The sequence below is a fragment of the Pseudomonas sp. EA_15y_Pfl1_P101 genome, from assembly GCF_963970835.1.
Classification (GTDB): Bacteria; Pseudomonadota; Gammaproteobacteria; order Pseudomonadales; family Pseudomonadaceae; genus Aquipseudomonas; species Aquipseudomonas tritici.
Map to the genome: position 1 here is coordinate 408,897 of NZ_CAXAPA010000003.1, position 23,647 is coordinate 432,543.

Genomic DNA, 23,647 nt, shown 5'->3' on the forward strand with positions numbered 1-23,647 from the left:
CCCGTGCCATCCAGAACTAAAAGGGCCAGCAGACTAGCACAGAAAACCTGCCCCTGATGAGCCCCACCCCTGCCCCTAGCTATCTACCGCTGCGCCGCCCGGGCGTTACCTCATGCTGAGGATTCATTCCATCATCATGGGGACTGTGCCGATGAGCACCCAGACCGAACCCACCCTCGAGCAGCTCGAGACCCAACTGCTCGAGATCGACCCGACACTGCGCGGCCAGACGCTGCGCCCCGTCCAATTGCCGCACACGCTCCAAGCGCTGGAAAAAGTGAACGCCACGCTCAAGCAAGCCAACGCGGCTTTCTTCACCCAGGCCCGCGCGCTCTACAAAGGCCTTGCCGAAGACGACACCTCGCTCGCGCGCTTGAAAACCAATCTAGACCAGCAACTGCAAACCCTGGATGAAACCAGCCGCGTGGACGGCCAGGGCCGCAAGGCCTACATGATCTATACCGCCGGCAGCACCGCGCTGGAACAGGAAGCGAGCCTCAACGCCAAGGATTACCTGCTCACACCGTCCGACCAGCGCATGGTGGAAGACTGCTCCCGCGGCCCGGCGTTTCGTCCAGGCATGTATGCCCTGACGTTCACCTATCAGGAACAGACCGTGGCCTTTGCCGGCGCCTTCGTGCTCACGCGCCAGGCCAGCCCCGTGGTGAACGACTTGACCTGCGGCGAGCCGGTCGGTCCGGTACTGCTATTCACGCCATCCCGTGGCCTGGAACCCTTCGACTCGTTGCACGACCTCGACCAGGGCCTGCTGACAATCATGGCAACCGCCACCGACCGGGACGCGCTCACTCGCCACCTGCCTGTGGCTTATCAACACGTGCACAGCGCCGGTATCTGGCCCCTGGAACTGCAACCGATCACCGGCCAGCCGCTGTTCGAATTCAGCTACCAGGCGCTGCTGAACAAACGCAGCCTCGACATCGAAGCCGCCCTGGCGAACCAAACGCCTGCCACGCGGGTTCCATTGCTGGACGCCGCCATTCAGGCGGCGCTGCCCGACCTCAGCGAACGCCTTGAATTTCGCGCCCAACGCCTGTTGGAACAAGCCCTCTACAACCGTTTGCCCGCCTGGTACCGCAATGCCGCAGCGACTGACCAACACGCGTTAATCGCGAAACTGGCGAACTACAATCAGGCTCGCCAGTCATTCCTCGACCTGTTCGGCCCTGCCGCCACACCACAGGCCCTGGCGCACTACCAACTGGTAGAGCGGCTGGCAGACGACATGGATATCCACGACCTCGATCCGCACCAACTGCACATCACCACCCAGCGCAAGGTCTCCCTCGTCGGCGACTATGCACAACGCCATGACCTGGTGGCGTTGGCATTGGCAGGCCTGCACACCGACGACGGGTTGCCTGGCTCCGACTTCCTGCATCGCAGCCAACTCACCTACGCCGACGCGCCGTTGCAGGGTGATCATGCCCAACTGACTCCGCAAGCTTTGTCCCTCCTGTTACAACACCTGCATCCGCGCCTGGACTTCGCCGCCGAGCAAAAAAGCATGCTCGGTACGCCTGAAATCAAACAGGCGACTAGGGCGCTGCTCGATCAACGCCTGCTCACGCTGGCGACCCTCGCCAGGCTCCAGGGCCATCTGGACACGGCCGACTACCGGCGCTTCGAACAACTGCGCGCCAATCTTCATCCGCACCTGCGGGCGCAACCGGTGCTGGTACATGGCGCGCAACTCAAGGACCTGTGGCTACTGCGCGACGAAGCTGCCAGCGGCCAGGTCAAGCGCCTGCTGCTATGCACTCCCGAAGCCCCGCGCGCTCGGCAGTTCATGGCCTTCGACAGCCTGCGGGAATGCCAGACCCACATCATCGGCTGGGCGGATGAAGCGTCCGGGGCGATGCGTGACTATGTGATCCAGCAAGTCCCCGTGCGCTTTCGTCCCAAGATGGCGACCTTTATGAACAACCTGAGCTTTAAGCCAGGGGACGACGAGTATCAGGAAGTCACCTTCGGCCCGGCGTGTAACCATGCCGACTGCCTGGACGCGATGGTCGCCCATTGGCTCGAATCCCAGGCGCTGGACGATTACCAACACAGCAGCCCACCCTGGTATCGAGCAGCGTCGGCAGCCAACCGAATCAAACTCACCAGCCTGGCCGAGGATACCCAGGGCGCACAGCGCACCTACGATGCCCGGCCGGATTCGGAGGCGCGTCTGCCGACCTTTGAGGCGTATGTGCATGAGCACGCCAAAGCCAGCCTCAATCGGCTGTTGGGGCGTCAGCAGAATGATGTCGATCCAGACACGGTTTTCGTCTACTCGCCCAAGCCGTTGCTGGGGCCGAAAACCGAAATGCCCTACACCCAGTTGTACCGCGACGGTTACGAAGACGGCGTGGGGTTCCTCGACGAAAAGTTCTCCGCCAGCGCCACTTTCCGCGGCCCCGCTGGCGTGGACCTGAGCCGGCTGACCGCGCAGAACGTGGCTCGCTCAGTGACCGGGGTGTGGATCGGCCAGCGCTACACCGAGCGGGTCCGCCTGCAACTGCAAACCGAAAGCCCAGGGTATGACGACCGGCGCAACGCCATCCTGAAGATCAACCAATTGCAGATGAAAAGCGCCGCCCTCGAGTCCCGCCTCCAAGGCCACATCGCCAGTGCCGACCTGGCCTGGCTGGAGCGAGGCATCGATGGCCTGGGCGACAAGGCCGTCAGCCAACGCAACAGCTACCGCGTGTACCGTTTGTTCATCGACGGTGAATGGGCGATCGGCAACTACCTGCTCAGTCACGCCGACAACCCCACGCTGCTCTATACCCCGAATGCTCCGGATGGCATCAGTTTTCGCGAGGCCAGGCTGTTCAACTATCTGCTCAAGCAGGTCGACGGCATGCCGGCCTACTTCTGTGGACGCGTGCCGACACAGTCCCGATCGCGGGTCAGCGGATTTCTGGAGAGCGTGCGCAAAGGCCTGCCCAGTGATATCAACCGCACTACGCCAAGCCCGGCCCGCTATGACGCGATCGCCCACGCGGCCCCCCTGGCCGATCTGCGCCATGAGTTCTACAACATGGCGCTGCAACGCAAGATCGATGAGGTCAACGCCACCACCGTCAACCGCATGCAGAAAATCACCGGCATTCTCTGGACCTGCGTGGAATGGCTCACCGCCGTCGCCACGATCCCATTCCCGCCCCTGAGCCTGAGCCTGGGCGGCCTACTGGCATTCAAGGACGCCATGCTGGCGCTCAACGCCTATCAGCAGCGCGATAAAGCCCTGGCGCTGCAGCACTTTCTCGGTTACTTGCTTAACAGCGGCGGTGCCTTGCTGTTTGATTACCGCCAGGTTCTGAAGGGGACGTTCAATTTGCTGTCGCCCCTGCGTCCGTTGATTCCCGCCAGCAAGCAGGCCCTGAAAATCGCTGCACTCAAGCCACTCAAAAGCACCGTGCCACCCGGCCTGCAACCCGTGCTGTTTGATGGCCAGTCACTGTGGGCCGCGCAACAATCCGATGCGCTGGGCCGGCATCTGCTCTATCGCCTTGACGCGCGAACGGGCGACTATCGTTCAACGGCACGCCTGGTCAATCAGGACGCCAGCGGCAACTGGACGCGTTCCGGCCTGACGGGAGGTGGTAAGACGAAATACGAAAAGCTGGCGGAGGGCGTCGATAACCCCTTGGCCCCGTATGAGATTGCTCCCGATCAGAGCAAGAATTTCAGGGCTGTACTGGCGCCCGACTTCCTTAAGGAGCAGAGCGATTGGGGCGCCGGCCTGGCCGATGCGTCCCGCACACAGGCCAGCGCAGCGCTGGCCCCGCTCAGAGAAACGTACCCCGCGCAGGTATTACGCCTGACTGAAGATGCCAACCAGTTCTTCCAGACCCCAGGACCGCGTCCTGCCCGGACCGCCGCGCCGGCACTGGCCCCCGACGCCTCCCACGCGGGCATTTTGCAAACCCTGTTCGCGCCCACCAAACGCTTGATCATCGGGGCCCAACACAACGCCATCGCCAGCAAGCAATTGCTCATCGAGCACATGCCGGCGCTGGCCAAGCAAGGCTTGAAGCGCCTGTATCTCGAAAACCTGCCGGCGGATATTTTGCGCAGCAAACTGCAGGTGCTGAACAAGCAGGCCAAGGGCGATATCGCACGCGCACTGAAGCAGGTGGAAGACCACCTGGCCGAGGTCGACAGCGCGCTCGGACTGCACCGCGACGCCCCCTTCACTTACCGCAAACTGATGCTTGCCGCCCACCGGCACACTATCGCGGTGGAGGCGTTGGATGGCTCTGCCTCCTACCATCTGGAACACGTACTCGCGTTGGGGGACGGCGAGCGTTTTATCCCTCGCGCCAGCACCTTGAGAAACTTCTATTCCCACAAAATCCTGGAACGCGATGCCGCAGACGGTTGGATCGCTTTGGTCGAACAAAATCGCCTAGGCACCTATGATCAGATACCGGGCCTGGCCGACCTGCAAAATGCGCTGGCCTTACGGGTCGAGGAGGTACCGCCAGGCGGGGTGAACGGTATCTGGCCCGACGTCAGCGGTGCCGCCCAATCCCGAGGGGATTACAGGCTCGCCATGACGACAGCCCCCCGTGTGCTGCCATCACCCGGCTCGTCACGGGTTGTGCAGGCGGCGGCGGTGTCATCGCATTTCGACACGTTCGACCTCCCTGCGACACTTCACGAGGACATCACGCAACTGGCCAGCGAGCACCGCGGCCTCGACACGCGCTACGCCTCGCAGCACCGGTCGAAGACGCAACAGGCCGCTATCCAGAGCTTTATCGATCAGCGAGAACAGCTTCATCGGCAAGCCAGCCGTTTCGTTGCCGATTACACCTTCACGAAACGCCCGTCATTGACGCTGCTGGCCACGGCAACCACAGAAGTGGCGTTTCTGGAGCGCCTTTATCAGTCAAGGCTCGGGCTGGTGATTGGCGAAGTGCATTCGGCCGTATCACCTAAGCAGTTTCTAATCAAACACATGAAATGGCTGAAAAAACAGGGGGTCCGGACCCTCTATGTGGAACACCTGCTGACGGACTTGCATCAGGCACAGTTGGACGCTTTCCACAGCGGTTTGAAAATGCCCGAGCGCTTGCAACGTTATGTAAAGCGGCAAGACCTCGGCCATATGTGGAACTACAGCGGGCCCCATACCTACATCGGTGTGCTGAGCGCGGCCAATAAATACGGGATCCGCGTGCGAGCGCTTGATTGCACCGCCAGCTACCACACCAAGGGCATCGGCGGCGCCAACGTTCGGCCTACGCTGTTCAGCTATTTCGCCAACGAAGTGATCAAGGCCGACCAGGCGGCGCAAGGTGCGCATAAATGGGTGGCGCTGATGGGCACGGCCCACACCGACACCCATTACCTGGTACCGGGGATTGCGCAATTGCAGAACGCCGTCAGCCTGCATATTCACGATGTAGCCCCAAGCCTCGCAAAGCCGTTGCACGTCGGCGCCTGGGAAACGGCTGACGATGCCGGCGGAATAGCCTTGCGCAGCGACTTCAAACTGACCGTCGGCGTGCCGGGCCGAGCGCTCCCGGCGCCAGTAGCACTACCTGATCGGAGCAAACTCAAGCAGGCCGGTGAGTTCCTGATTGAGCGGCGTTCGTCGACTGAAATCAACCTGGTGCATCGTTCCAGAAACGATGAAATCGTGACCACCGCCATTCAAATCGACGAGCGCGGACGCTACTTCATCAATCGATGGGACCGACTCAACGAACAGCGCTTCCTGCACCTGTCGCAATTGATCGAGGCGCTCAAGAGCCATCCGCCCCTGGGCATTGGGCCGGGCCTGCGACCGGTGACCTGACTCACACCTGAAGGCCCCGCCCATTGCCAGGGTGGGACCGTTTGGTCATTCGGGCAACAAAAGTATTTCAGGTTCACGCATTGCCGCCGATACAGGCCTACATAACTCAGCTGGCCCCAACAACAACACCGTCCAGCACACCGAAATCATTCTTGCGGAGTATCGATGAACAGCTGGTTCGGCAACATCAGCGTCAACCTCAAACTCGGCCTGGGCTTTGGCCTGGTGCTGGTTCTCACCTCAATCCTGGCGCTCACCGGCTGGACCAGCCTGGGCGGCTTGATCGACCGCAGCAACTGGATGAGCGACATCACCCAGCTCAACGCCTCCCTGACCAAACTGCGAATCGTGCGCCTGCAGTACATGCTCGCCAACGGCGACGAAGCCGTGGCGCAGAACGTACAGACGAGCCTGGATACCTTCGCTGCCCAGCAGCAGAAACTGCTGGACAGCTTCAAGAGCCCGGCAAACCTCAAGCTGCTCAACGAGCAGAAATCCATCATCACCGCTTACCAGCAATCGCTGAACAAAATGCGCGAGGCTTACCGTAACGGCAACGCCTCGCGCCAGGTAATGGGCGACAAGGCTGATATCGCCAATGCTCAGATCGACGCGCTGGAAGCCAGCGTTAAACAGATGCCCGACAGTTCGGAGTACCTTGCACAATTCCAGGCAGTGACCGACGCGAAGATGCAATTCCAATTGGCCCGCTACGAAGTGCGTGGCTACACCGCCAACGTCAGTCCGGAGACCGAAGCCCGCGCCGCAGCGCAAATCGAGAATGCCATTGCAGGCTTGAAAGGCCTGAACACTGCCTTTGGCACCCGCCAGCAAAGCGCGTTGACCGCATTGGAAACAGCCTTGGGTGCCTATCGCAGCGCCGTGCAGAACTACAAGGCCGCCAACGCCAACATCGTATCCGCCCGTGCCGAGATGACCACCCAGGGCGCCGACATCGTCACGATCAGCGACAAGCTGTACGAGATCCAGCTGACCCGTCGCGACGCCGAAAGCACCCAGGCGCGCAGCCTGCAGTTGATCAGCACACTGCTGGCGCTGCTGGTGGGCGTTATCGCCGCATGGGTCATCACTCGCCAGATCACTCGCCCCATCCAGGACACCCTGGCCGTGGTGGAACGCATTGCCTCCGGCGACCTGAGCCACACCATCCAAGTGACCCGCCGCGATGAACTGGGTGTGCTGCAACAAGGCATCCAGCGCATGGGCACCACCCTGCGCGAGTTGATCAGTGGTATTCGCGACGGCGTAACCCAGATCGCCAGCGCCGCCGAGGAACTGTCGGCCGTGACCGAGCAGACCAGCGCCGGTGTGAACAGCCAGAAGATCGAAACCGATCAGGTCGCTACGGCGATGCACGAAATGACCGCCACCGTGCAGGAAGTTGCGCGCAACGCCGAGCAAGCTTCCCTGGCCGCGGCCGAGGCCGACGGCCAAGCCCGCGCCGGCGACAAAGTGGTCGCCGAGGCCATTGCCCAGATCGAGCGCCTCGCCGCCGAAGTGGCGCGTTCCACCGACGCCATGGCGCACCTGCAACAAGAGAGCAACAAGATTGGCAGCGTGATGGACGTGATCAAGGCCGTGGCCGAACAGACCAACCTGCTGGCCCTCAACGCGGCGATTGAAGCGGCGCGTGCCGGTGAAGCCGGTCGTGGGTTTGCCGTGGTAGCCGATGAAGTGCGCGGCCTGGCCCAGCGCACCCAGAAATCCACTGAAGAAATCGAAGGCCTGGTTGCCGGTTTGCAGAACGGTACTCAACAAGTCGCCTCAGTGATGAACAACAGCCGCAGCCTCACCGACAGCAGCGTCGAGCTGACACGCAAGGCTGGCGTGTCCCTGGAAAACATCACCCGGACGGTGTCGAACATCCAGTCGATGAACCAGCAGATCGCTGCCGCCGCCGAACAGCAAAGCGCCGTGGCCGAAGAGATCAGCCGCAGCATCGTGAATGTGCGTGATGTCTCGGAGCAGACGGCGACGGCGAGTGATGAGACGGCCAAGTCGAGTGTGGAACTGGCGCGGTTGGGTAGCCAGTTGCAGCAGATGGTCAGCCACTTCCGGGTTTAAGAAACCAAAAAGCCGCCTCGGCCTACACCGAAGCGGCTCCCCTTCTCAGACCTTAACGGTCATCAAAACTGTCCCGCAGGAACTTCCATACGTGATAAGCACGCAGGCAGTTCACTACGAGGTTCCATGTACGTCGTGCAAACTTAAACATACTCGGCCCTCCGTAAGTTGGGCCTTACCTCCAGCGCACTTACCGGAACACGTGAGCCTTAGGATGCGGGTCATAGCTTCCAATGAAGTCGCAACCCCAGCCACTAACTGGGATTGCAATAAAAAACCGCCCTACTAAGGCGGTTTTTTATTGCCTGCGATTTACCCCTCAGCCCTCGCTCTCCTCGACAAACACCACCCGATTCCCAAACGGATCCTTGATGCTCATCTCGCGCGAGCCCCAAGGCGTGTCCTCAACTTCAGGCTTGGCATACCGGTAATCCTTGCCCGCCAATTGCTGCTGATACGCATCCACTCCCTGCGCCTGAATACGCACTGCCGAGCCCGGCGAGGCGTCGCCATGATGCTCAGTCAAATGCAGCACGCACTCACCCAGCGACACCTGTAGGTACAACGGATAATTCGCCTCGAAACGGTGTTGCCAATCTACCTTGAACCCCAGGAAGTCGACGTAGAATTCCAACGCCTTGGCCTCGTCGAAAATTCGCACTATGGGGGTAACTTTTCCTAAGTGCATGTATCCGCCTCCGTGTCTGAAAACCCAAACTATAGAGGGTTTCCCGTGTTGAATGACAGATCGCAATCGCAGGCAAGCCTGCGATGAACGATAACCCGGTCTATCCACCCGCCACGAATCCACGGCGCAAATCCCCACTGCGCGCCAGGAAGCGCCCTGCGCGCCGGCCATTCGCGCGCCCATTGCTGTAGCTCAACGCGCCGTTGACCCACACACCATCGATGCCTTCCGCCGCCCGCTGCGGTGCTTTGAAATCCGCCACATCGCGCACGCGCAGCGGATCGAACAACACCAGGTCGGCCCAGTGCCCTTCACGGATTTCACCGCGCTCGGCCAAACCAAAACGCGCCGCCGACAAGCCGGTCATTTTGTGCACCGCCGTGTGCAGCGCAAACAACCCGACATCCCGGCTGAAATGCCCCAATACCCGTGGAAACGCCCCCCACAAACGCGGATGTGGAAACGGGTCTTCCGGCAGCCCATCCGACCCGACCATCGACAATGGATGCGCCAGGATCTTGCGCACATCGTCTTCATCCATCCCGTAATACACAGCCCCTGCCGGTTGCAGGCGACGCGCTGCATCCATCAACGAAACGTCCCACTCGGCGGCGATGTCCTGCAAGTCGCGCCCGCCCAACTCCGGGTGCGGTGTCGACCAGGTGATGGTGATCCGAAACGCGTCAGTCACCTGCTTGAGGTCCAGGGTCGAAGAACTCGCCGCATAGGGATAACAATCACACCCCACTGGATGGGTTTTAGCAGCCGCTTCCAGCGATGCCAGCAGCTGCGGGCTACGCCCCCAATTCCCCGCGCCGGCGCATTTGAGGTGGGAAATAATCACCGGCGCCTTGGCATGCCGGCCAATCAAAAACGCCTCGTCCATCGCCTCCAGCACCGGCTCGAATTCACTGCGCAAATGGGTGGTGTACACCGCGCCAAACGCGGTGAGTTCTTCACTCAGTTGCAGCACTTCATCAGTCTCGGCATTGAACGCACTGGCATAGGCCAGGCCTGTGGATAAACCAAGGGCGCCGGCTTCAAGGCTTTCCTGCAACTGCACGCGCATGGCGGTGATTTCATCCAGCGAGGCGCTGCGGTGCAGGTCGTCCATATGGTTGTTGCGTAGCGCCGTATGACCGACCAGTGCGGCAACGTTCACCGCCGGATGCGCCGCGTCCACCGCCGCGCGGTAGTCGGCAAAACGTGGATAAGTGAACGCCTCGCGCGTGCCCAACAAGTTCATCGGGTCCGGCGGATCGCTGCGCAAAACCACCGGCGAGGCGCTGATGCCACAATTGCCGACGATCACCGTGGTCACACCCTGGCTGAGCTTGGGCAGCATTTGCGGATGGCGAATCACCACGGTGTCATCGTGGGTGTGCACGTCGATAAAACCCGGCGCCAGCACGCGCCCCATGGCGTCGATTTCATGCTCGGCCACGGCCGCCGACAAGTCACCGATCGTCTCGATGCGCCCGTCGCGTAACCCTACATCAGCAACGTAGCCGGGCGTATTGCGGCCATCGATGATCAGCGCCTGGCGTATCAACGTGTCGTACTTCATATCAGTCTCCAAGCGGCAGGCTATCGGGGCCGCCGCGGTAATCGTCCAGGGCCAGCTTGATCCGGCGCAGGCGTTCCTGGTTGTCGTCGGGCATAGCCAGCGCCAGCTCGGTGGCGAGCAGGTCGATGGCCAGCAGCATGCCGTAGCGCGCGGCGGTGGGCTTGTAGATAAAACTGGTTTCGGCCGGTTGCAACGGCAGCAGCACATCCGCCAACTGGGCCAAGGGCGAATCGGCCAGGGTGATGGCGACGACACGCGCGTCGTAGTTGCGCGCCAGTTCCACCACGTCCAGTAACTCGGGGGTGAGGCCGGTCAGGGAACACACAATCAATGCATGGTCCGGGCCCAAGGTCGCTGCCGTGACGCGCATCATCAGCGGGTCATGACAAGCCGCAATCGGATAGCCCAGGCGCACCAAGCGCACCTGTAATTCATCACTGCACAGGCTCGACGGGCCGCCCATGCCGAACGCGTGGATCATCCGTGCCTTGCCCAGCAGGCTGACCGCGTCAACGAAACTCGCCTGGTTGAACCCCGACAAGTGCTGACGCAAAGTCGCCTCGATATCACCCAGAATCTGCCGATGAAACGCCGATTGCTCCGGCAACCCCGCCGGGTCCAGGAAGCGGCTGCCGACGCCACTGGCTTGGGCCAATTGCAGGCGCAAGTCGCGCAAATCCCGGCACCCCACACTGCGCGCAAACCGCGACAAGGTCGCCGTGCTGACCTCGGCCCGCTGGGACAACGCTTCCAGGCTGGCCGAAGCGGCAAAGCCCACGTCCTCCAGCATCAGCCTGGCGATACGCCCTTCACCGGCGCTGAAGGAATCCTGGCGGGCGCGGATCTGGTAGAGGATGTCCATGGGGTCTCCGGGTTACAAAATGCAGGACAGACCGTACGTCAGACCAAAGGCGACAAGAGAGATCAATGTCTCCAGCACGGTCCAGGTCTTGAATGTCTGGATCACCGTCATATTGAAGTATTCCTTGATCAGCCAGAAGCCGCCGTCGTTCACGTGGGAAAAGATCACCGAACCCGCGCCGGTGGCCAGCACCAGCAATTCGGGGTGTGGATAACCCAGGCCCATGGCGACCGGCGCCACCACGCCGGAGGCGGTGGTCATAGCGACAGTGGCAGAGCCTGTAGCAATACGCATCAGTGCAGCGAACAGCCAACCCATCACCAGCGGCGACAGATGGAAGGCATGGGCCAACCCGAGGATTTCGTGGGTGACGCCAGCGTCCACAAGGATTCGATTCAACCCGCCGCCCGCCCCCACCAGCAAGGTGATACTGGCGGTCGGCGCCAGGCACTCATTGGTAAACCTGAGGATCGACTCGCGGTTGAAGCCCTGGGCCAGGCCCAAGGTCCAGAAACTGACCAACGTCGCCACCAACAACGCGATCACCGAGTTACCGATAAACAGCAGGAATTGATTAAAGCCCGTGCCCGGGGTGGAAATCACGTTGGCCCAGCCGCCAATCATCATCAACACTACCGGCAACAGGATAGTGCCCATGGTCAGCGCGAAGCTCGGCAGGCGCGTGCGCGGTTCGCGCTCGATGAACTGGCGTTCCAGCGGGTTTTCCGCCGGCAGATGAATACGCGGCACGATGAATTTGGCATAGACCGGGCCGGCAATGATTGCCGTGGGAATGCCGATCAAAATCGCATACAGCACGGTCTGCCCTACCGAGGCGTTGTACGCCAGTACCGCCATCATCGCCGCCGGGTGCGGCGGCACCAGCGCATGCACCACCGACAAACCGGCGACCATCGGCAAGCCGACCATCAGGATCGACACGCCCACGCGCCGCGCTACGGTAAAGGCGATCGGCACCAGCAACACAAAACCGACTTCGAAAAACAGCGGCAGCCCCACCAGGAACGCGATGCACACCATCGCCCAGTGCGCGTTGCGTTCGCCAAACCGGTTGATCAGCGTGCGCGCCACCTGCTCGGCACCGCCAGACTCGGCCATCATCTTGCCCAGCATGGTGCCCAGTGCAACCACCAAAGCTATATGTCCCAGGGTCTTGCCGACGCCCGCCTCGTAGGAGCCCATGATGGTATCCGCCGGCATCCCGGCCATCAGCGCCAGGCCGATGGACACCAGGGTGATGACGATAAACGGGTTGAGCCGGTAACGTGCAATCAGCACGATCAAAGCAATGATAGCGATGGCAGCGTATGCCAATAGCCCGAAGCCCGGTGATGCGGCCATGCGGTACTCCTCGGAAAGGGTCACGTCGAGTGGGTTGTGAAACTCATAAATCATTACCGAAGGGCATTTTCAAATGCTATGAAAGTGATTTTCGCCCACGAGTAAGCGCTGTCGCGTTGGGGTATGCGCGACAGCCGTACATGAAAACTCGGGGGGTGTTCTTACATGAGGTTCAGAAAAGGCTGGAAACTCAGCGCGAGCGCTTGAGTCATAGAATGCACATCCCTTTAAGCTCAGGAATATCGACCATGATTCGCACATCCCTTGCTGCCGGTGCCGTGCTTCTAGCCCTGTGTGGCACTGCTTCAGCCGCCGACAACGCGGCCTGGAAAAAATGCATGGACGGCGCCAACACGACCGTAGAAATGGTCAGTTGCAACGTCAAGGAAGCCAAGGTCCAGGACACGCGCCTGAACAAGGCCTACAAAACCGCCCTCGCCGCCCAGAAAGGCGCGCGCAAGCAACAACTGCAAGACGTGCAGCGCCTGTGGATAAAGTACCGTGACGCCAATTGCGGCTTCGCAGGGTCCGCCACCGGCGGCACCATCGACCAGGTCAACGGTACCGGCTGCATGCTGGACATGACCCAGACCCGCGCCCAGGAACTGGAAACCCTGGTCGGGCCTTGATCACTTACTCATGATGTACCCGGGCGCGCTTGAGCAACTTCTTGCAGCGCTCGGACAAATGCAGCACCCGCAGATGCTTGCCAGCCTTGGTGTAGCGCTCGCGCAGGGTCATCAGTGCAGCAATCGCCGAGTAATCGACAAAGCTCAGGTGGCGGCAATCCAGTGTCACCCGGTCCGGATCATTGGGCGTATCGAATTGATTCAGGAACGGTGTGGTCGAGGCAAAGAACAGCGTGCCGTGCAGGCGATAGAGCTTGCTGCCATCGGCCTCAAGATGTTCATCGGCATACAACTCGCGCGCTTGTTGCCAGGCGAAATTCAACGCTGCGATCACAATGCCGCACAGCACCGCCGTGGCCAGGTCGGTGAACACGGTGATCACCGTCACCGCGATAATCACCAGCACGTCATTGAGCGGCACCTTGTTGATCACGCGCAGCGACGCCCAGGCGAAAGTCTGTTGCGACACCACAAACATCACCCCCACCAGCGCCGCCAGCGGAATCCGCTCGATAAACGGTGACAGAAACAGAATGAACAGCAAGATCATCACCCCGGCAAACACCCCGGAGAAACGCCCGCGCCCGCCGGAGCTGAGATTGATCACGGTTTGCCCGATCATCGCGCAACCGCCCATGCCGCCGAACAGGCCCGAAACCATATTCGCTGCGCCCAGGGCCACGCTTTCGCGGTCGGGGTAGCCACGGGTCTCAGTGATTTCGTCGGTGAGGTTGAGGGTGAGCAGGGTTTCCAACAGCCCAACCATCGCCATCAGGAACGCGTAGGGCGCGATGATGCCGAGGGTTTCCAGGGTCCAGGGGATTTGCGGCAGCGCGAACGTTGGCAGGCCACCGGCGATGTGGGCCATGTCGCCAAGGGTGCGGGTTGGCAGGCCAAGCAGGTAGACCGCCAGGCCGACGCCGAGGATCGCCACCAACGCGGGCGGCACGGCGCGGGTGATGCGCGGCAGCAGGTAGACGATGGCCATGGTCACCAGCACCAGGCCGGCCATCACGTACAGCGGCGTACCGCTGAGCCAGGTTTCACCGCTTTTGAAATGCTCCAACTGTGCCAGGGCGATGATAATCGCCAGGCCGTTGACGAAGCCGAGCATCACCGGGTGCGGCACCATGCGCACCAGCTTGCCCAGGCGCAGCAGGCCGAAGGCAACCATGATTAACCCGCCCAGCAATACCGTGGCCAGCAGATACTCCACGCCGTGTTGCACCACCAACGCAACAATCACGACAGCCATCGAGCCTGCCGCACCGGACACCATGCCGGGTCGACCACCAAACAATGCCGTGAGGGTGCAGATGATAAAAGCGCCGTAGAGCCCCATCAGCGGGTTGAGATGGGCCACCAGGGCAAAGGCGATGCATTCGGGCAGCAACGCAAAAGAGGTGGTGAGGCCAGCCAGGGCATCGGCGCGCAGACGGGTGAGGTTCATGAGGTACCAGGGTAATGCGGGGGATAAGGCGGGGAATGGTACGGAATTGAGCGCGGCGGGGCCAGTGTCGGGTGAACCAGACAGACCGAGTGGCCCCTTTCGCGAGCAAGCCCGCGCACACTTGACCGAGTTTCAACGTTGGAATGCAGTCAAATGTGTGGGCTTGCTCGCGAAGGCAGCAGCTCGGTCTCAAGCGAACATCACACCCTCTCCTCATCCATCTGCGCCAGGATCACCTTGGCCTGCTCGAAGAAGTACTTGCCCTCCTCGGTCAGGTCCATGCGCCGCGTGGTGCGGTTGATCAGCGTGGTGTCGAGCTTGGCTTCCAGGCGCGACAAGGTGCGGCTGACCGCCGAGGGCGTATACCCGACCTGTTCGGCGGCGGCGGAAATCGAACCGCACTCAATCACGCTGACGAAGATCTGTAGCTCATCGGATCGGGCTTTCACACGGCGTTCTCTCTTATCCGTTCGCAGCAGCTTACACCGAGAGATTGAACTGTTGCGCCTTTAACCACTGATCAGCAAGTGACCGCCCAATAGCGCCATGCCGATGAAAAATACGCGTTTGAACAGCACCGCACTGATGCGCTGGCGCAGCGCCTCGCCGAGCCACATGCCCAGCAGCGCCGGCACCAGCGCCAGCAGCGACGCGTTGATTTCGCCACCGCCCAGGGTGCCGCGCCAGGCTAACCCGGCCGCCAGCGCCAGGGTCGATACGGTGAACGACAGCCCCAGCGCCTGCACCAACTGGTCGCGGCTCAAGCCCAGGGCTTGCAGATACGGCACCGCAGGAATCACGAATACGCCAGTCGCCGAGGTAATGACGCCTGTGATTACTCCGCACAGAGGACCAAGCCAGCGTTCGGTCTGGGGCTTGACCTTGACCGTGGGCAGGAACAATCCGCTGAGTGCGTAAAGTAGCAACGCCCCGCCCAATGCATGGACCACCCAGCCACCACCGTCCATGCCCAGCCACAAAGTACCAAACCCGGTGCCGAGAAATATCAGCAGCAGCATCGGCCACAGGCGTTCGGCCAACGCGCTCAAGTGGCCGCCGACCGCCAATTGCCAGAGGTTGGTGACCGTCGACGGAATGATCAGCAATGCCGCAGCCTGCGCCGGCAGCATAGCCAGGCCGAGCAGGCCCATGGCTACAGTGGGAAGTCCGAGGCCGATCACACCTTTGACGGTGCCGGCCAGTAGGAAGGTGCCGATGACCAGCAGAGTCAGGGCTGGGCCGATCGTTTGGTAGAAGGCGAGAAAGGTATTCATGGAGGGATTGTGGAGCTTTTCGATGAGGGCTGAAATTCGCCATATACTGAGGCAGCCTCTTGTTTTGTGTGAGGCTGATGCCTGCGATCACGCCGGTCCAGTCACCCGAGAAACAGCCATGCACTTTGACCTGATCGACCTGCGCCTCTACCTGCACATCCTTGACACCGGCAATATCACCGCCGGTGCGGCCCGCAGCCATCTTTCACTGGCCGCCGCCAGCGCCCGCATTCGCGCAATGGAGGCCTCGCTGGGCATCGAGTTCCTCGAACGCGGGCGCCGGGGTGTCACCCCTACGCCCGCCGGCAAAGCGCTGGCCCGCCACGCCCGCCTGCTCTTGCAACAGGCCGAGCAACTGCAACAGGACCTGGCGGAATACGCCAACGGCATCAAAGGCCAGGTGCGCCTGCTGTGCAACACCACCGCCCTCAGCGAATACTTACCCGAGTTGCTGGCGGACTTTTTGCGCGAGCACCCCAACCTCGATATCGACCTGCAAGAGCTTCCGAGCCTGCGCATTACCCAGGCCTTGCGTCAGGGCACGGCGGACCTTGGGATCATTTCCGACGCCGTAGACACCCACGGCCTGCAGACCCTGGCGTTTCGTGACGATCCGCTGGCGCTGATCATGCCGCTGGATCATCCACTGACGACGCAACACGTGAGCTTCATCGACAGCCTGCAACACGACTACGTAGGCCTCGCCGCCAACAGCGCGCTGTCGGTGTACCTGGAAGAACAGGCGCTGCACGCAGGCTTTCGCTTGCAGACGCGCATCCGTGCCGAGGGTTTTGATGGCGTCATTCGCATGGTCGCCGGTGGCGCCGGCCTGGGTATCGTGCCCCAGGCCGCACTGGAGCGTGGGCAGCCGGAACGTCGCTTCAAGGCCCAACCGTTGCAAGAGGATTGGGCCTGCCGAAAGCTGCTGCTATGTGCGCGCTCGTTCGAACAGCTGCCGGGCTACGCCAAGGCCTTGTTCGACGCCTTGGCCCTGCCTTTGCGGAAAAACCCGTAGTAAACCGCCGACAGAATCAATAGAAACGGCACACCAAACACCAACGTCATCTTGAACGCCTCGGTGAAATAGGTGGTGATCATCACCGCGCCCATCAGCACCAGCCCCAGCAGGGTGCTGTACGGGAACAGCCGCATCTGGAAGGATAACGTCGGCCCGCCGTGACGCGTGCGATAGCGCCGGAAAAACAGGTGCGTGAGGAAGATCATGAACCAGGTGAAGATCGCGCCAAACATCGAAATCGCCATCATCAGGGTGAACGAGCTTTCCGGGTACACCACATTGAGCAACGTCGCCAGGGCGATGCCCGAGCTGGACAGCAACAACGCGTTCAACGGAATGCCGCTCTTACTCAAGGCGCCCATGGACTTGGGCGCAAAGCCGGCGCGGGACAAACTGAACATCATGCGCGTGGTGATGTAGAGCTGGCTGTTCATGGCCGACAGCGCCGCAATCAGGATCACAAAATTCATCACCCCGGTGGCGCCGGGAATGCCGATGGTCTGCATCACTGTGACGAATGGGCTCTGGGTTTGCCCGGCCTGGTTCCACGGCACGATGGCGAGCATCAGCGCCAGGGTCAGCAGGTAAAACACCACGAGGCGCACGATGGTGGCGCGGAACGCTTTCTTCACTGCTTGTTGCGGGTCCGCCGCTTCACCGGCGGCCACCGCGATCATCTCCACGCTCAAGTAGCTGAAGATCGACACGATCACCGCGACCCACATGCCGCTCAAGCCATGGGGAAAAAAGCCGTCATGGGCGGTGTAGTTCTGCACCCCGTAGTCCGGGTTACCGGAGCCGAATACTACGTACACCGCGAGAATAATGAAGCCGACGATCGCGCTGATTTTGATCGTCGAGAACCAGTATTCGAAGTTGCCGAAGGTCTTCACGCTGATCGCATTGAGCACAATCAACACGCTGGAAAACGACACGATCCACACCCATTCCGGTACGTTGGCGAACCAGTACTTCATGTACATCGCCACCGCCGTGACCTCGGCCCCCACCGCCAGTACTATCGCTGCCCAGTAGGCATACCGCACCAGAAAGCCCGCCAGCGGGCTGATATAGAACTCGGCGTAGGCGCCAAAGGAGCCCGAGGTGGAATGCGCCACGGTCATTTCCGCCAGACAGCCCATCAACAGCAAGGTGATCAACGCACCAATGGCGTAGCTCACCAGCACACTGGGCCCGGCATAACCGATGGCGTAGGCGCTGCCCATGAACAGCCCGGTGCCGATGGCGCCACCGATGGCGATCATGCTCATCTGGCCGCAAGTGAGCTGGCGCCGCAGGCCGAGTTCGCGGTGGGTGATCTCTGCAAAGCCGTTGTCTGGCGTGGTCACGTGGTGTGCCCCTTTATTATTGTGAGGGTTGTTGCTGGCGCTGAACCCTGTGAGAGCTGGCTTGCCTGCGATGGCGATGGTGAATTCACTACCGTCTTCGCAGGCAAGCCAGCTCCCACATTGGATTTGGGTTGTGCTTAAGTGACGCTGTTTCGGACTTTGTATTGCGGCTGGTCCCAGGTGTGGTTGTCGAGGATGTCGCCGAGGATTTCCACCGCATCGAATACCTCGGTAAAGCTGGTGTACAGCGGGGTAAAACCAAAGCGCATGATGCGAGGTTCACGGTAATCGCCGATCACTCCACGGGCGATCAAGGCCTGGATCACCGCGTAGCCTTCGGGGTGTTCAAAGCTCACATGACTGCCGCGCCTGGCGTGTTCACGCGGGGTGATCAGTTCCAGGCCGTGGGCGCCGCAACGGGCCTCGACCAGCGCGATGAACAGGTCGGTCAACGCCAGGGATTTGCTGCGCAGACTCGCCATGTCGGTCTGGGCAAAAATCTCCAGGCCGCATTCCACCATGGCCAGCGAGGTAATCGGCTGGGTGCCGCACAAGTAACGCGCGATGCCTGCGCTCGGTGCGTAAGTCGACTCCATGGCGAACTGGCGGTTGTGCCCGAACCAGCCGGACAACGGCTGACGCACCACATCCACCAACGCCGGGTTGACCCACACAAACGCCTGGGAGCCCGGGCCACCGTTAAGGTATTTGTAGGTGCAGCCAATCGCATAGTCGGCACCCGCCTGATGCAGGTCGATGGGCACGGCGCCTGCCGAATGCGCCAGGTCCCAAATACTCAACGCGCCACCTTCATGGCTCAGGGCGGTCAGCGACTGCATGTCGTACATGTAGCCGGTCTTGTAGTTGACGTGGGTAAGCATCACCACCGCCACGTCCTCATCGATGGCCTGGGGCAATTCGTCCGGGCTGTTTACCAGGCGCAGGGAATAACCTTGCTGCAGCAGCTCGGCCAGGCCCTCGGCAATGTACAAATCGGTAGGAAAGTTGCTCGCTTCGCTGACGATCACTTTGCGATGAGGCTGGCGTTGACGTTGCACAGTCAACGCCGCGCTGAGCACCTTGAACAGGTTGATCGAGGTGGTATCGGTGATCACCACTTCGCCGTCATGCGCACCCATCAGCGGCGCCAGGCGGTTGCCCAGGCGCTGGGACAAGTCCGCCCAACCGGCGCTGTTCCAGCTGCGAATCAGGCCATTGCCCCATTCTTCGGCAATCACCGCCTGCGCCCGCGCCAGCGCCGCCACCGGACGCGCGCCGAGGGAGTTGCCGTCGAGGTAGATCACGCCCTCAGGCAAGGCGAACTGACGACGCAACGCTGCCAGCGAATCCTGGGCATCGAGGGCTTGGCAATGGCTTCGAGTGGTCATGGGTTGTCCTGGCTTTTATAAGTGAGAATGGACCAAATAATGAACGAAGTTTTAGAGAATTTTCGTGCAAAGTGGTGGGTAACAGGCTAATTAAGCTGTAGGAAATTCGAATTTAACCCCCAAACACGCGGATTTATTCTAACCATGATTCTTGACGCCACCGACCTGCGCCTCCTGCATTTCCTGCAACAGGATGGTCGTATCAGCAACCAGGAGCTGGCGGAAAAAGTTGCATTGTCGCCTTCCGCCTGCCTGCGCCGTTTGCGCCTGTTGGAGAGTGAGGGAATCGTCAGCGGCTATCGCGCAGTGCTGAATGCCGAGCAATTGGGAATCGAGCTGGAAGCCATCGTCCACCTGTCGTTACGCCAGGACGTGGAGGATTGGCATGAGACGTTTATCAAAAAGGTGCAGGGCTGGCCGGAAGTCGCCAGTGCCTATGTGATCACGGGTGCCAGCAACTATGTGCTGCGCGTGCAGGCGAGGAATCTGAAGCACTTTTCCGACTTTATCGTGAACCACTTGAACCGCACGGCGGGGGTGATGGATATCCGTTCGGAGATTGTGTTGCAGAAGATCAAGGATCGGGATGAGGTGCTGGATCTGGTCATCCGCAAATAACCGTAACACCCCAGAACCCAAGCGGGCTTGCTCGCGAATGCGATGTATCAGTCGCCGAATATATTGACTGAGATACCGCATTCGCGAGCAAGCCCGCTCCCACATTTTTAACCGCGTTTAATCTTCCAAAGCGCGTACGCGTTGCATGCGTTTTTGCTCTACCGGCGCGTCAGCCACGTGCAATTCAAAGTCAAAATCAATCTGCGCAAACCGACCCTCCACGCCAAACCCGCGCGCCAGTTGCGGGTCGTCACTGAAGCGAATCTGCGCAATCAATTCATCCCGCGTGGCATAGGCAAAATCATCATGCAGGTACGGGTCGTCCGACAGGTTGATCTGCGTGGTCAAGTGCCGATGCCCCGGCGCCGAGATAAAGAAGTGGATATGCGCCGGCCGCTGTCCGTGACGCCCGAGTTGATCGAGCAGTTGCTGGGTCGGCCCGCTCGGCGGGCAACCGTAACCCGACGGCACGATGCTGCGAAAACGGTAGTTGCCCTGGGCATCGGTCTCGATGCGACGGCGCAGGTTGAATTCGGATTGCGTCGGGTCGAACCACGAATACGTACCCGCGGTGTTGGCCTGCCACACATCCACAATCGCCCCCGCCACCGGCTTGCCATCGATGTCACGCACCTGCCCGCGCATGAACAGCGGCACCGCATCATCCTTGCCATCATCCAGCCGTGCCTCGTACTTCGACAACGGCGCCCCGGCCACGTACAACGGGCCTTCGATGGTGCGCGGGGTACCGCCGGACTTACCGGCCTCTTCATCGGCGGCGTCCATCAACAGGTCCAGGTAATGTTCCAGGCCCAACCCGGCGGCAAGTAAACCGGCTTCCTGGTTTTTGCCCAGTTCGTTGAGGTAGTTGACGGCCTTCCAGAACTCTTCCGGGGTCACCTCCAGGTCTTCGATAATGTTCACGGCGTCACGCAGGATCCGGTAGATCAGCGATTTAGTGCGCGGATTGCCGCGGTCGTTAAGGTTGCCGCTGGCTTCTTCGAGAAACTGTTGGGCATGGGCAGTCTGGGACAGTCGGATGGACATGGTGCATTCCTCATCTTGTAGTTATTAGTTTGAAAATCGACCTAGCGGTCATCCTCATGGATCGACGACGGGTGCCGGCACAAGGCATTCACTTCGATAGCCATGTAGGGGTAAAGCGGCAGTTGCATCAGCAGGTCGTGCAGTTCTTGCACACTGTCGACGTCAAACACGCTGTAGTTGGCGTAGTGCCCGGCGATGCGCCACAGGTGGCGCCATTTGCCGTCTTGTTGCAGGCGTTGCGCCAAGGCTTTCTCATCGGCCTTGAGGCTGGCTGCACGTTCGGGGTTCATGTCGACGGGCAGGTTCACGGTCATTTTTACGTGGAACAACATGGCAGACGCCTCTTAGTGTTTGTCACGACGGAAGAACGCCAGGCGCTCCTCATCAATGGCCAGGCCCAGGCCCGGTGCGTTGGAGACATGCAGCTGAAAGTCGCGATAAACCGGTGGCGCGGTGAGGATGTCTTCGGTCAGCAACAACGGACCAAACAGTTCGGTGTCCCACGCCAGTTTGTTCAGCGTGAGAAAGGCATGTGCAGAAGCCAGGGTGCCGATACCGCCCTCGAGCATGGTACCGCCGTACAGGCCAATACCCGCCGCCTCGGCAATCGCAGCAGTGCGCAACACCGCACGGGGGCCGCCGTTCTTGGCGATTTTGAGGGCGAACACCGACGCCGCGCCTTCGCGGGCCAGGTTGAAGGCATCCTCGACACACTCAATGGACTCATCGGCCATGATCGGCGCCGGGCTCGACAGGTTGAGCCGCGCCATGCCGCCACGGTTATTGCGTGAGATCGGTTGTTCGATCAGGTCGATCCCGTTGTCGCCGAGCACCTTGCATGCCCGCAGTGCCACGGCTTCATCCCACGCCTGGTTGACGTCGACACGCACACTGGCACGCTCGCCAAGGGCCTTTTTGATCGCGATCACATGGGCCAGGTCATGGCTGACTTCGCCCGCACCAATCTTCAATTTGAAGATGCGGTGGCGGCGCAGGTCGAGCATCTTTTCTGCCTCGGCAATGTCCTTTTCGGTGTTGCCGCTGGCCAGGGTCCAGGCCACCGGCAACGCGTCACGCACACGGCCGCCGAGCAACTCGCTGACCGGCAGGTTCAGGCGTTTGCCCAGCGCGTCGAGCAAGGCGCTTTCGATACCGGACTTGGCAAAGGTGTTGCCGCGAATGCTGCGCTCCAGGCGCAACATGGCCGCGTTGATATTGCTCGCGTCCTGGCCAATCAACAGCGGTGCGAAATGGCGGTCGATGTTGACCTTAATGCTGTCGGGGCTTTCATTGCCGTAGCTCAGGCCGCCAATGGTAGTGGCTTCGCCGATGCCTTCGATGCCGTCGGCGCAGCGCAGGCGGATGATCACCAGCGTCTGGTTTTGCATCGTGTGCATCGCCAACTTGTGCGGGCGAATAGTGGGGAGGTCGACGATGACAGTGTCGATCGACTCGATGGCGCAAATCGGCATGGCTATACCCGTTGGGTTATTTTTAGAGTTGAGCCGATTCTGTTCCGCATCTTTCGAGGCTTCCAATATAGAATTAGTCTCGACCAATACCCCAAAGGTATGAAAGGAGCCGTCATGGAACTGCGTCACTTGCGCTATTTCCAGGTGCTGGGAGAAACCCTGAACTTCACCCGCGCCGCCGAACGTCTGCACATCGCTCAGCCGCCGTTGAGTCGGCAGATCCAGCAATTGGAGGATGAGCTGGGCGTGATTTTGCTGGAGCGTGGCCGTCCGCTGCGGCTGACCGAGGCCGGGCGGTTCTTCTATGAGCACGCCAATGTGCTGCTGGAGCAACTGAACAAAGTCTGCGACAACACGCGCCGCATCGGCCAGGGTGAAAAGACCTGGCTGGGTATCGGTTTTGCACCCTCGACCTTGTACGGCGTGCTGCCTGAATTGATTCGGCGATTGCGCAGTCATGAGGCGCTGGAGCTGGAATTGGGGCTCTCGGAGATGACCACCTTGCAGCAGGTCGAGGCGCTCAAGGCCGGGCGGATTGATGTGGGGTTCGGGCGGATTCGTATCGACGATCCGGCCATCGTCCAGCGTGTGCTGGTGCAGGATCGGCTGGTCGCCGTGTTGCCCGCCGGTCACCCCTTGCTGGGCGCGCCCGCCACCCTCACTCAACTCGCCGCCGAGCCGTTTGTGCTTTACCCCGGCAACCCGCGCCCCAGCTATGCCGACCATGTGATTGCGCTGTTCGACGCCCATGGCCTGAGCCTCAAAGTGGCGCAGTGGACCAACGAACTGCAGACCGCTATCGGGCTGGTCGGGGCAGGGATGGGGGTGACGTTGGTGCCGGCTTCGGTGCAGGTGCTGCACCGGGCGGATATTGGCTACACGCCGATTGTGGAAGCCACGGCGACGTCGCCGATCATCCTCAGCCGACGAGTGAATGATCAGTCGCCGGGGCTGAATCATTGCCTGCACCTGGTGGAAGAACTGATCTGAGCCTCCCAAACACTGAGAATCCAATGT

At 60.9% G+C, this 23,647-nt stretch carries 17 protein-coding genes and 2 pseudogenes; 7 read left to right on the plus strand and 12 right to left on the minus strand.

Annotation, left to right across the window (positions count from 1 at the left end):
• The first annotated feature begins 151 nt into the window (after positions 1 to 151).
• The 3 genes and pseudogenes from AACY36_RS06650 to AACY36_RS28220 all read left to right on the plus strand — a co-directional run bounded on the left by AACY36_RS06650 (position 152) and on the right by AACY36_RS28220 (position 7,906).
• Positions 152 to 5,821: a membrane-targeted effector domain-containing toxin gene (locus tag AACY36_RS06650; protein WP_339427497.1), complete on the plus strand. Its 5,670-nt coding sequence runs from the start codon at positions 152 to 154 to the stop codon at positions 5,819 to 5,821.
• Positions 5,822 to 6,121: 300 nt separating this feature from the next.
• Positions 6,122 to 7,051, plus strand: a pseudogene (locus AACY36_RS28215) (methyl-accepting chemotaxis protein); the annotation flags it as partial.
• Positions 7,043 to 7,906, plus strand: coding sequence for a methyl-accepting chemotaxis protein (locus tag AACY36_RS28220; RefSeq protein ID WP_370467837.1), 864 nt, complete (start codon positions 7,043 to 7,045; stop codon positions 7,904 to 7,906). The pseudogene AACY36_RS28215 and the gene AACY36_RS28220, both read left to right, overlap by 9 nt.
• Before the next feature lie 319 nt (positions 7,907 to 8,225).
• Here AACY36_RS28220 and AACY36_RS06660 read toward each other — a convergent pair whose 3' ends face one another.
• The 4 genes from AACY36_RS06660 to AACY36_RS06675 form a co-directional block, all read right to left on the minus strand.
• The gene (locus AACY36_RS06660; RefSeq protein ID WP_339420541.1) at positions 8,226 to 8,594 is read right to left on the minus strand and encodes a glyoxalase superfamily protein; all 369 of its coding nucleotides are present in this window, start codon (positions 8,592 to 8,594) and stop codon (positions 8,226 to 8,228) included.
• 100 nt (positions 8,595 to 8,694) lie between these two features.
• Positions 8,695 to 10,161 (minus strand): N-acyl-D-amino-acid deacylase family protein, encoded by a 1,467-nt coding sequence (locus AACY36_RS06665; protein ID WP_339420540.1) that lies wholly within the window; start codon positions 10,159 to 10,161, stop codon positions 8,695 to 8,697.
• A 1-nt stretch (position 10,162) separates the two neighbouring features.
• Positions 10,163 to 11,023 carry a MurR/RpiR family transcriptional regulator gene (locus AACY36_RS06670; RefSeq protein ID WP_339420539.1) on the minus strand — a complete coding sequence of 287 codons (861 nt, stop codon included), beginning with the start codon at positions 11,021 to 11,023 and terminating at the stop codon, positions 10,163 to 10,165.
• 12 nt (positions 11,024 to 11,035) lie between these two features.
• Positions 11,036 to 12,385: a GntT/GntP/DsdX family permease gene (locus AACY36_RS06675; RefSeq protein ID WP_339420538.1), complete on the minus strand. Its 1,350-nt coding sequence runs from the start codon at positions 12,383 to 12,385 to the stop codon at positions 11,036 to 11,038.
• 248 nt (positions 12,386 to 12,633) lie between these two features.
• Between AACY36_RS06675 and AACY36_RS06680 the strand changes: the two genes are divergently transcribed.
• Positions 12,634 to 13,014, plus strand: a complete 381-nt coding sequence (locus AACY36_RS06680; RefSeq protein ID WP_339420536.1) for a lysozyme inhibitor LprI family protein — start codon at positions 12,634 to 12,636, stop codon at positions 13,012 to 13,014.
• Positions 13,015 to 13,018: 4 nt separating this feature from the next.
• On the opposite strand, the gene AACY36_RS06685 is transcribed toward AACY36_RS06680, so the two are convergent.
• From AACY36_RS06685 to AACY36_RS06695, 3 genes and pseudogenes are all read right to left on the minus strand, one after another.
• Entirely contained in the window at positions 13,019 to 14,464 is a 1,446-nt protein-coding gene (locus AACY36_RS06685) for a SulP family inorganic anion transporter (protein ID WP_339420535.1), read from the minus strand.
• Positions 14,465 to 14,667: 203 nt separating this feature from the next.
• A pseudogene (locus AACY36_RS06690) lies at positions 14,668 to 14,913 on the minus strand (LysR family transcriptional regulator); the annotation flags it as partial.
• A gap of 60 nt (positions 14,914 to 14,973) precedes the next feature.
• A complete protein-coding gene (locus AACY36_RS06695; protein ID WP_339496836.1) occupies positions 14,974 to 15,738 on the minus strand; it encodes a sulfite exporter TauE/SafE family protein in 765 nt (254 codons plus the stop codon).
• Between the two features lie 118 nt (positions 15,739 to 15,856).
• Between AACY36_RS06695 and AACY36_RS06700 the strand changes: the two genes are divergently transcribed.
• Positions 15,857 to 16,753, plus strand: coding sequence for a LysR family transcriptional regulator (locus tag AACY36_RS06700; protein ID WP_339438156.1), 897 nt, complete (start codon positions 15,857 to 15,859; stop codon positions 16,751 to 16,753).
• Here the strand turns inward: AACY36_RS06700 and AACY36_RS06705 are convergent.
• Positions 16,699 to 18,105: an amino acid permease gene (locus AACY36_RS06705; RefSeq protein ID WP_339420532.1), complete on the minus strand. Its 1,407-nt coding sequence runs from the start codon at positions 18,103 to 18,105 to the stop codon at positions 16,699 to 16,701. The genes AACY36_RS06700 and AACY36_RS06705 overlap by 55 nt on opposite strands.
• Before the next feature lie 137 nt (positions 18,106 to 18,242).
• The gene (kynU, locus tag AACY36_RS06710; protein ID WP_339437463.1) at positions 18,243 to 19,493 is read right to left on the minus strand and encodes a kynureninase; all 1,251 of its coding nucleotides are present in this window, start codon (positions 19,491 to 19,493) and stop codon (positions 18,243 to 18,245) included.
• Between the two features lie 144 nt (positions 19,494 to 19,637).
• On the opposite strand from kynU, the gene AACY36_RS06715 reads away from it, so the two are divergent.
• A complete protein-coding gene (locus AACY36_RS06715) occupies positions 19,638 to 20,111 on the plus strand; it encodes an Lrp/AsnC family transcriptional regulator (protein ID WP_339437464.1) in 474 nt (157 codons plus the stop codon).
• Between the two features lie 117 nt (positions 20,112 to 20,228).
• Here the strand turns inward: AACY36_RS06715 and catA are convergent, their stop codons facing one another.
• The 3 genes from catA to AACY36_RS06730 are packed head-to-tail and all read right to left on the minus strand — an operon-like array spanning position 20,229 to position 22,630.
• Positions 20,229 to 21,158 carry a catechol 1,2-dioxygenase gene (gene catA, locus AACY36_RS06720; RefSeq protein ID WP_339420529.1) on the minus strand — a complete coding sequence of 310 codons (930 nt, stop codon included), beginning with the start codon at positions 21,156 to 21,158 and terminating at the stop codon, positions 20,229 to 20,231.
• Between the two features lie 41 nt (positions 21,159 to 21,199).
• Complete coding sequence (catC, locus tag AACY36_RS06725) at positions 21,200 to 21,490, minus strand: muconolactone Delta-isomerase (RefSeq protein ID WP_065874670.1); 291 nt, start codon at positions 21,488 to 21,490, stop codon at positions 21,200 to 21,202.
• A gap of 12 nt (positions 21,491 to 21,502) precedes the next feature.
• Positions 21,503 to 22,630, minus strand: coding sequence for a muconate cycloisomerase family protein (locus AACY36_RS06730; protein ID WP_339420528.1), 1,128 nt, complete (start codon positions 22,628 to 22,630; stop codon positions 21,503 to 21,505).
• Between the two features lie 114 nt (positions 22,631 to 22,744).
• Between AACY36_RS06730 and AACY36_RS06735 the strand changes: the two genes are divergently transcribed.
• Complete coding sequence (locus tag AACY36_RS06735; protein ID WP_339420527.1) at positions 22,745 to 23,620, plus strand: LysR family transcriptional regulator; 876 nt, start codon at positions 22,745 to 22,747, stop codon at positions 23,618 to 23,620.
• The last annotated feature ends 27 nt before the right edge of the window (positions 23,621 to 23,647 follow it).

Coding starts and splice junctions, on each gene's coding strand:
- AACY36_RS06650 (WP_339427497.1), top strand. CDS start 152: ATGAGCACCCAGACCGAACCCACCCTCGAGCAGCTCGAGACCCAACTG.
- AACY36_RS28220 (WP_370467837.1), top strand. CDS start 7,043: ATGGGCACCACCCTGCGCGAGTTGATCAGTGGTATTCGCGACGGCGTA.
- AACY36_RS06660 (WP_339420541.1), bottom strand. CDS start 8,594: ATGCACTTAGGAAAAGTTACCCCCATAGTGCGAATTTTCGACGAGGCC.
- AACY36_RS06665 (WP_339420540.1), bottom strand. CDS start 10,161: ATGAAGTACGACACGTTGATACGCCAGGCGCTGATCATCGATGGCCGC.
- AACY36_RS06670 (WP_339420539.1), bottom strand. CDS start 11,023: ATGGACATCCTCTACCAGATCCGCGCCCGCCAGGATTCCTTCAGCGCC.
- AACY36_RS06675 (WP_339420538.1), bottom strand. CDS start 12,385: ATGGCCGCATCACCGGGCTTCGGGCTATTGGCATACGCTGCCATCGCT.
- AACY36_RS06680 (WP_339420536.1), top strand. CDS start 12,634: ATGATTCGCACATCCCTTGCTGCCGGTGCCGTGCTTCTAGCCCTGTGT.
- AACY36_RS06685 (WP_339420535.1), bottom strand. CDS start 14,464: ATGAACCTCACCCGTCTGCGCGCCGATGCCCTGGCTGGCCTCACCACC.
- AACY36_RS06695 (WP_339496836.1), bottom strand. CDS start 15,738: ATGAATACCTTTCTCGCCTTCTACCAAACGATCGGCCCAGCCCTGACT.
- AACY36_RS06700 (WP_339438156.1), top strand. CDS start 15,857: ATGCACTTTGACCTGATCGACCTGCGCCTCTACCTGCACATCCTTGAC.
- kynU (WP_339437463.1), bottom strand. CDS start 19,493: ATGACCACTCGAAGCCATTGCCAAGCCCTCGATGCCCAGGATTCGCTG.
- AACY36_RS06715 (WP_339437464.1), top strand. CDS start 19,638: ATGATTCTTGACGCCACCGACCTGCGCCTCCTGCATTTCCTGCAACAG.
- catA (WP_339420529.1), bottom strand. CDS start 21,158: ATGTCCATCCGACTGTCCCAGACTGCCCATGCCCAACAGTTTCTCGAA.
- catC (WP_065874670.1), bottom strand. CDS start 21,490: ATGTTGTTCCACGTAAAAATGACCGTGAACCTGCCCGTCGACATGAAC.
- AACY36_RS06730 (WP_339420528.1), bottom strand. CDS start 22,630: ATGCCGATTTGCGCCATCGAGTCGATCGACACTGTCATCGTCGACCTC.
- AACY36_RS06735 (WP_339420527.1), top strand. CDS start 22,745: ATGGAACTGCGTCACTTGCGCTATTTCCAGGTGCTGGGAGAAACCCTG.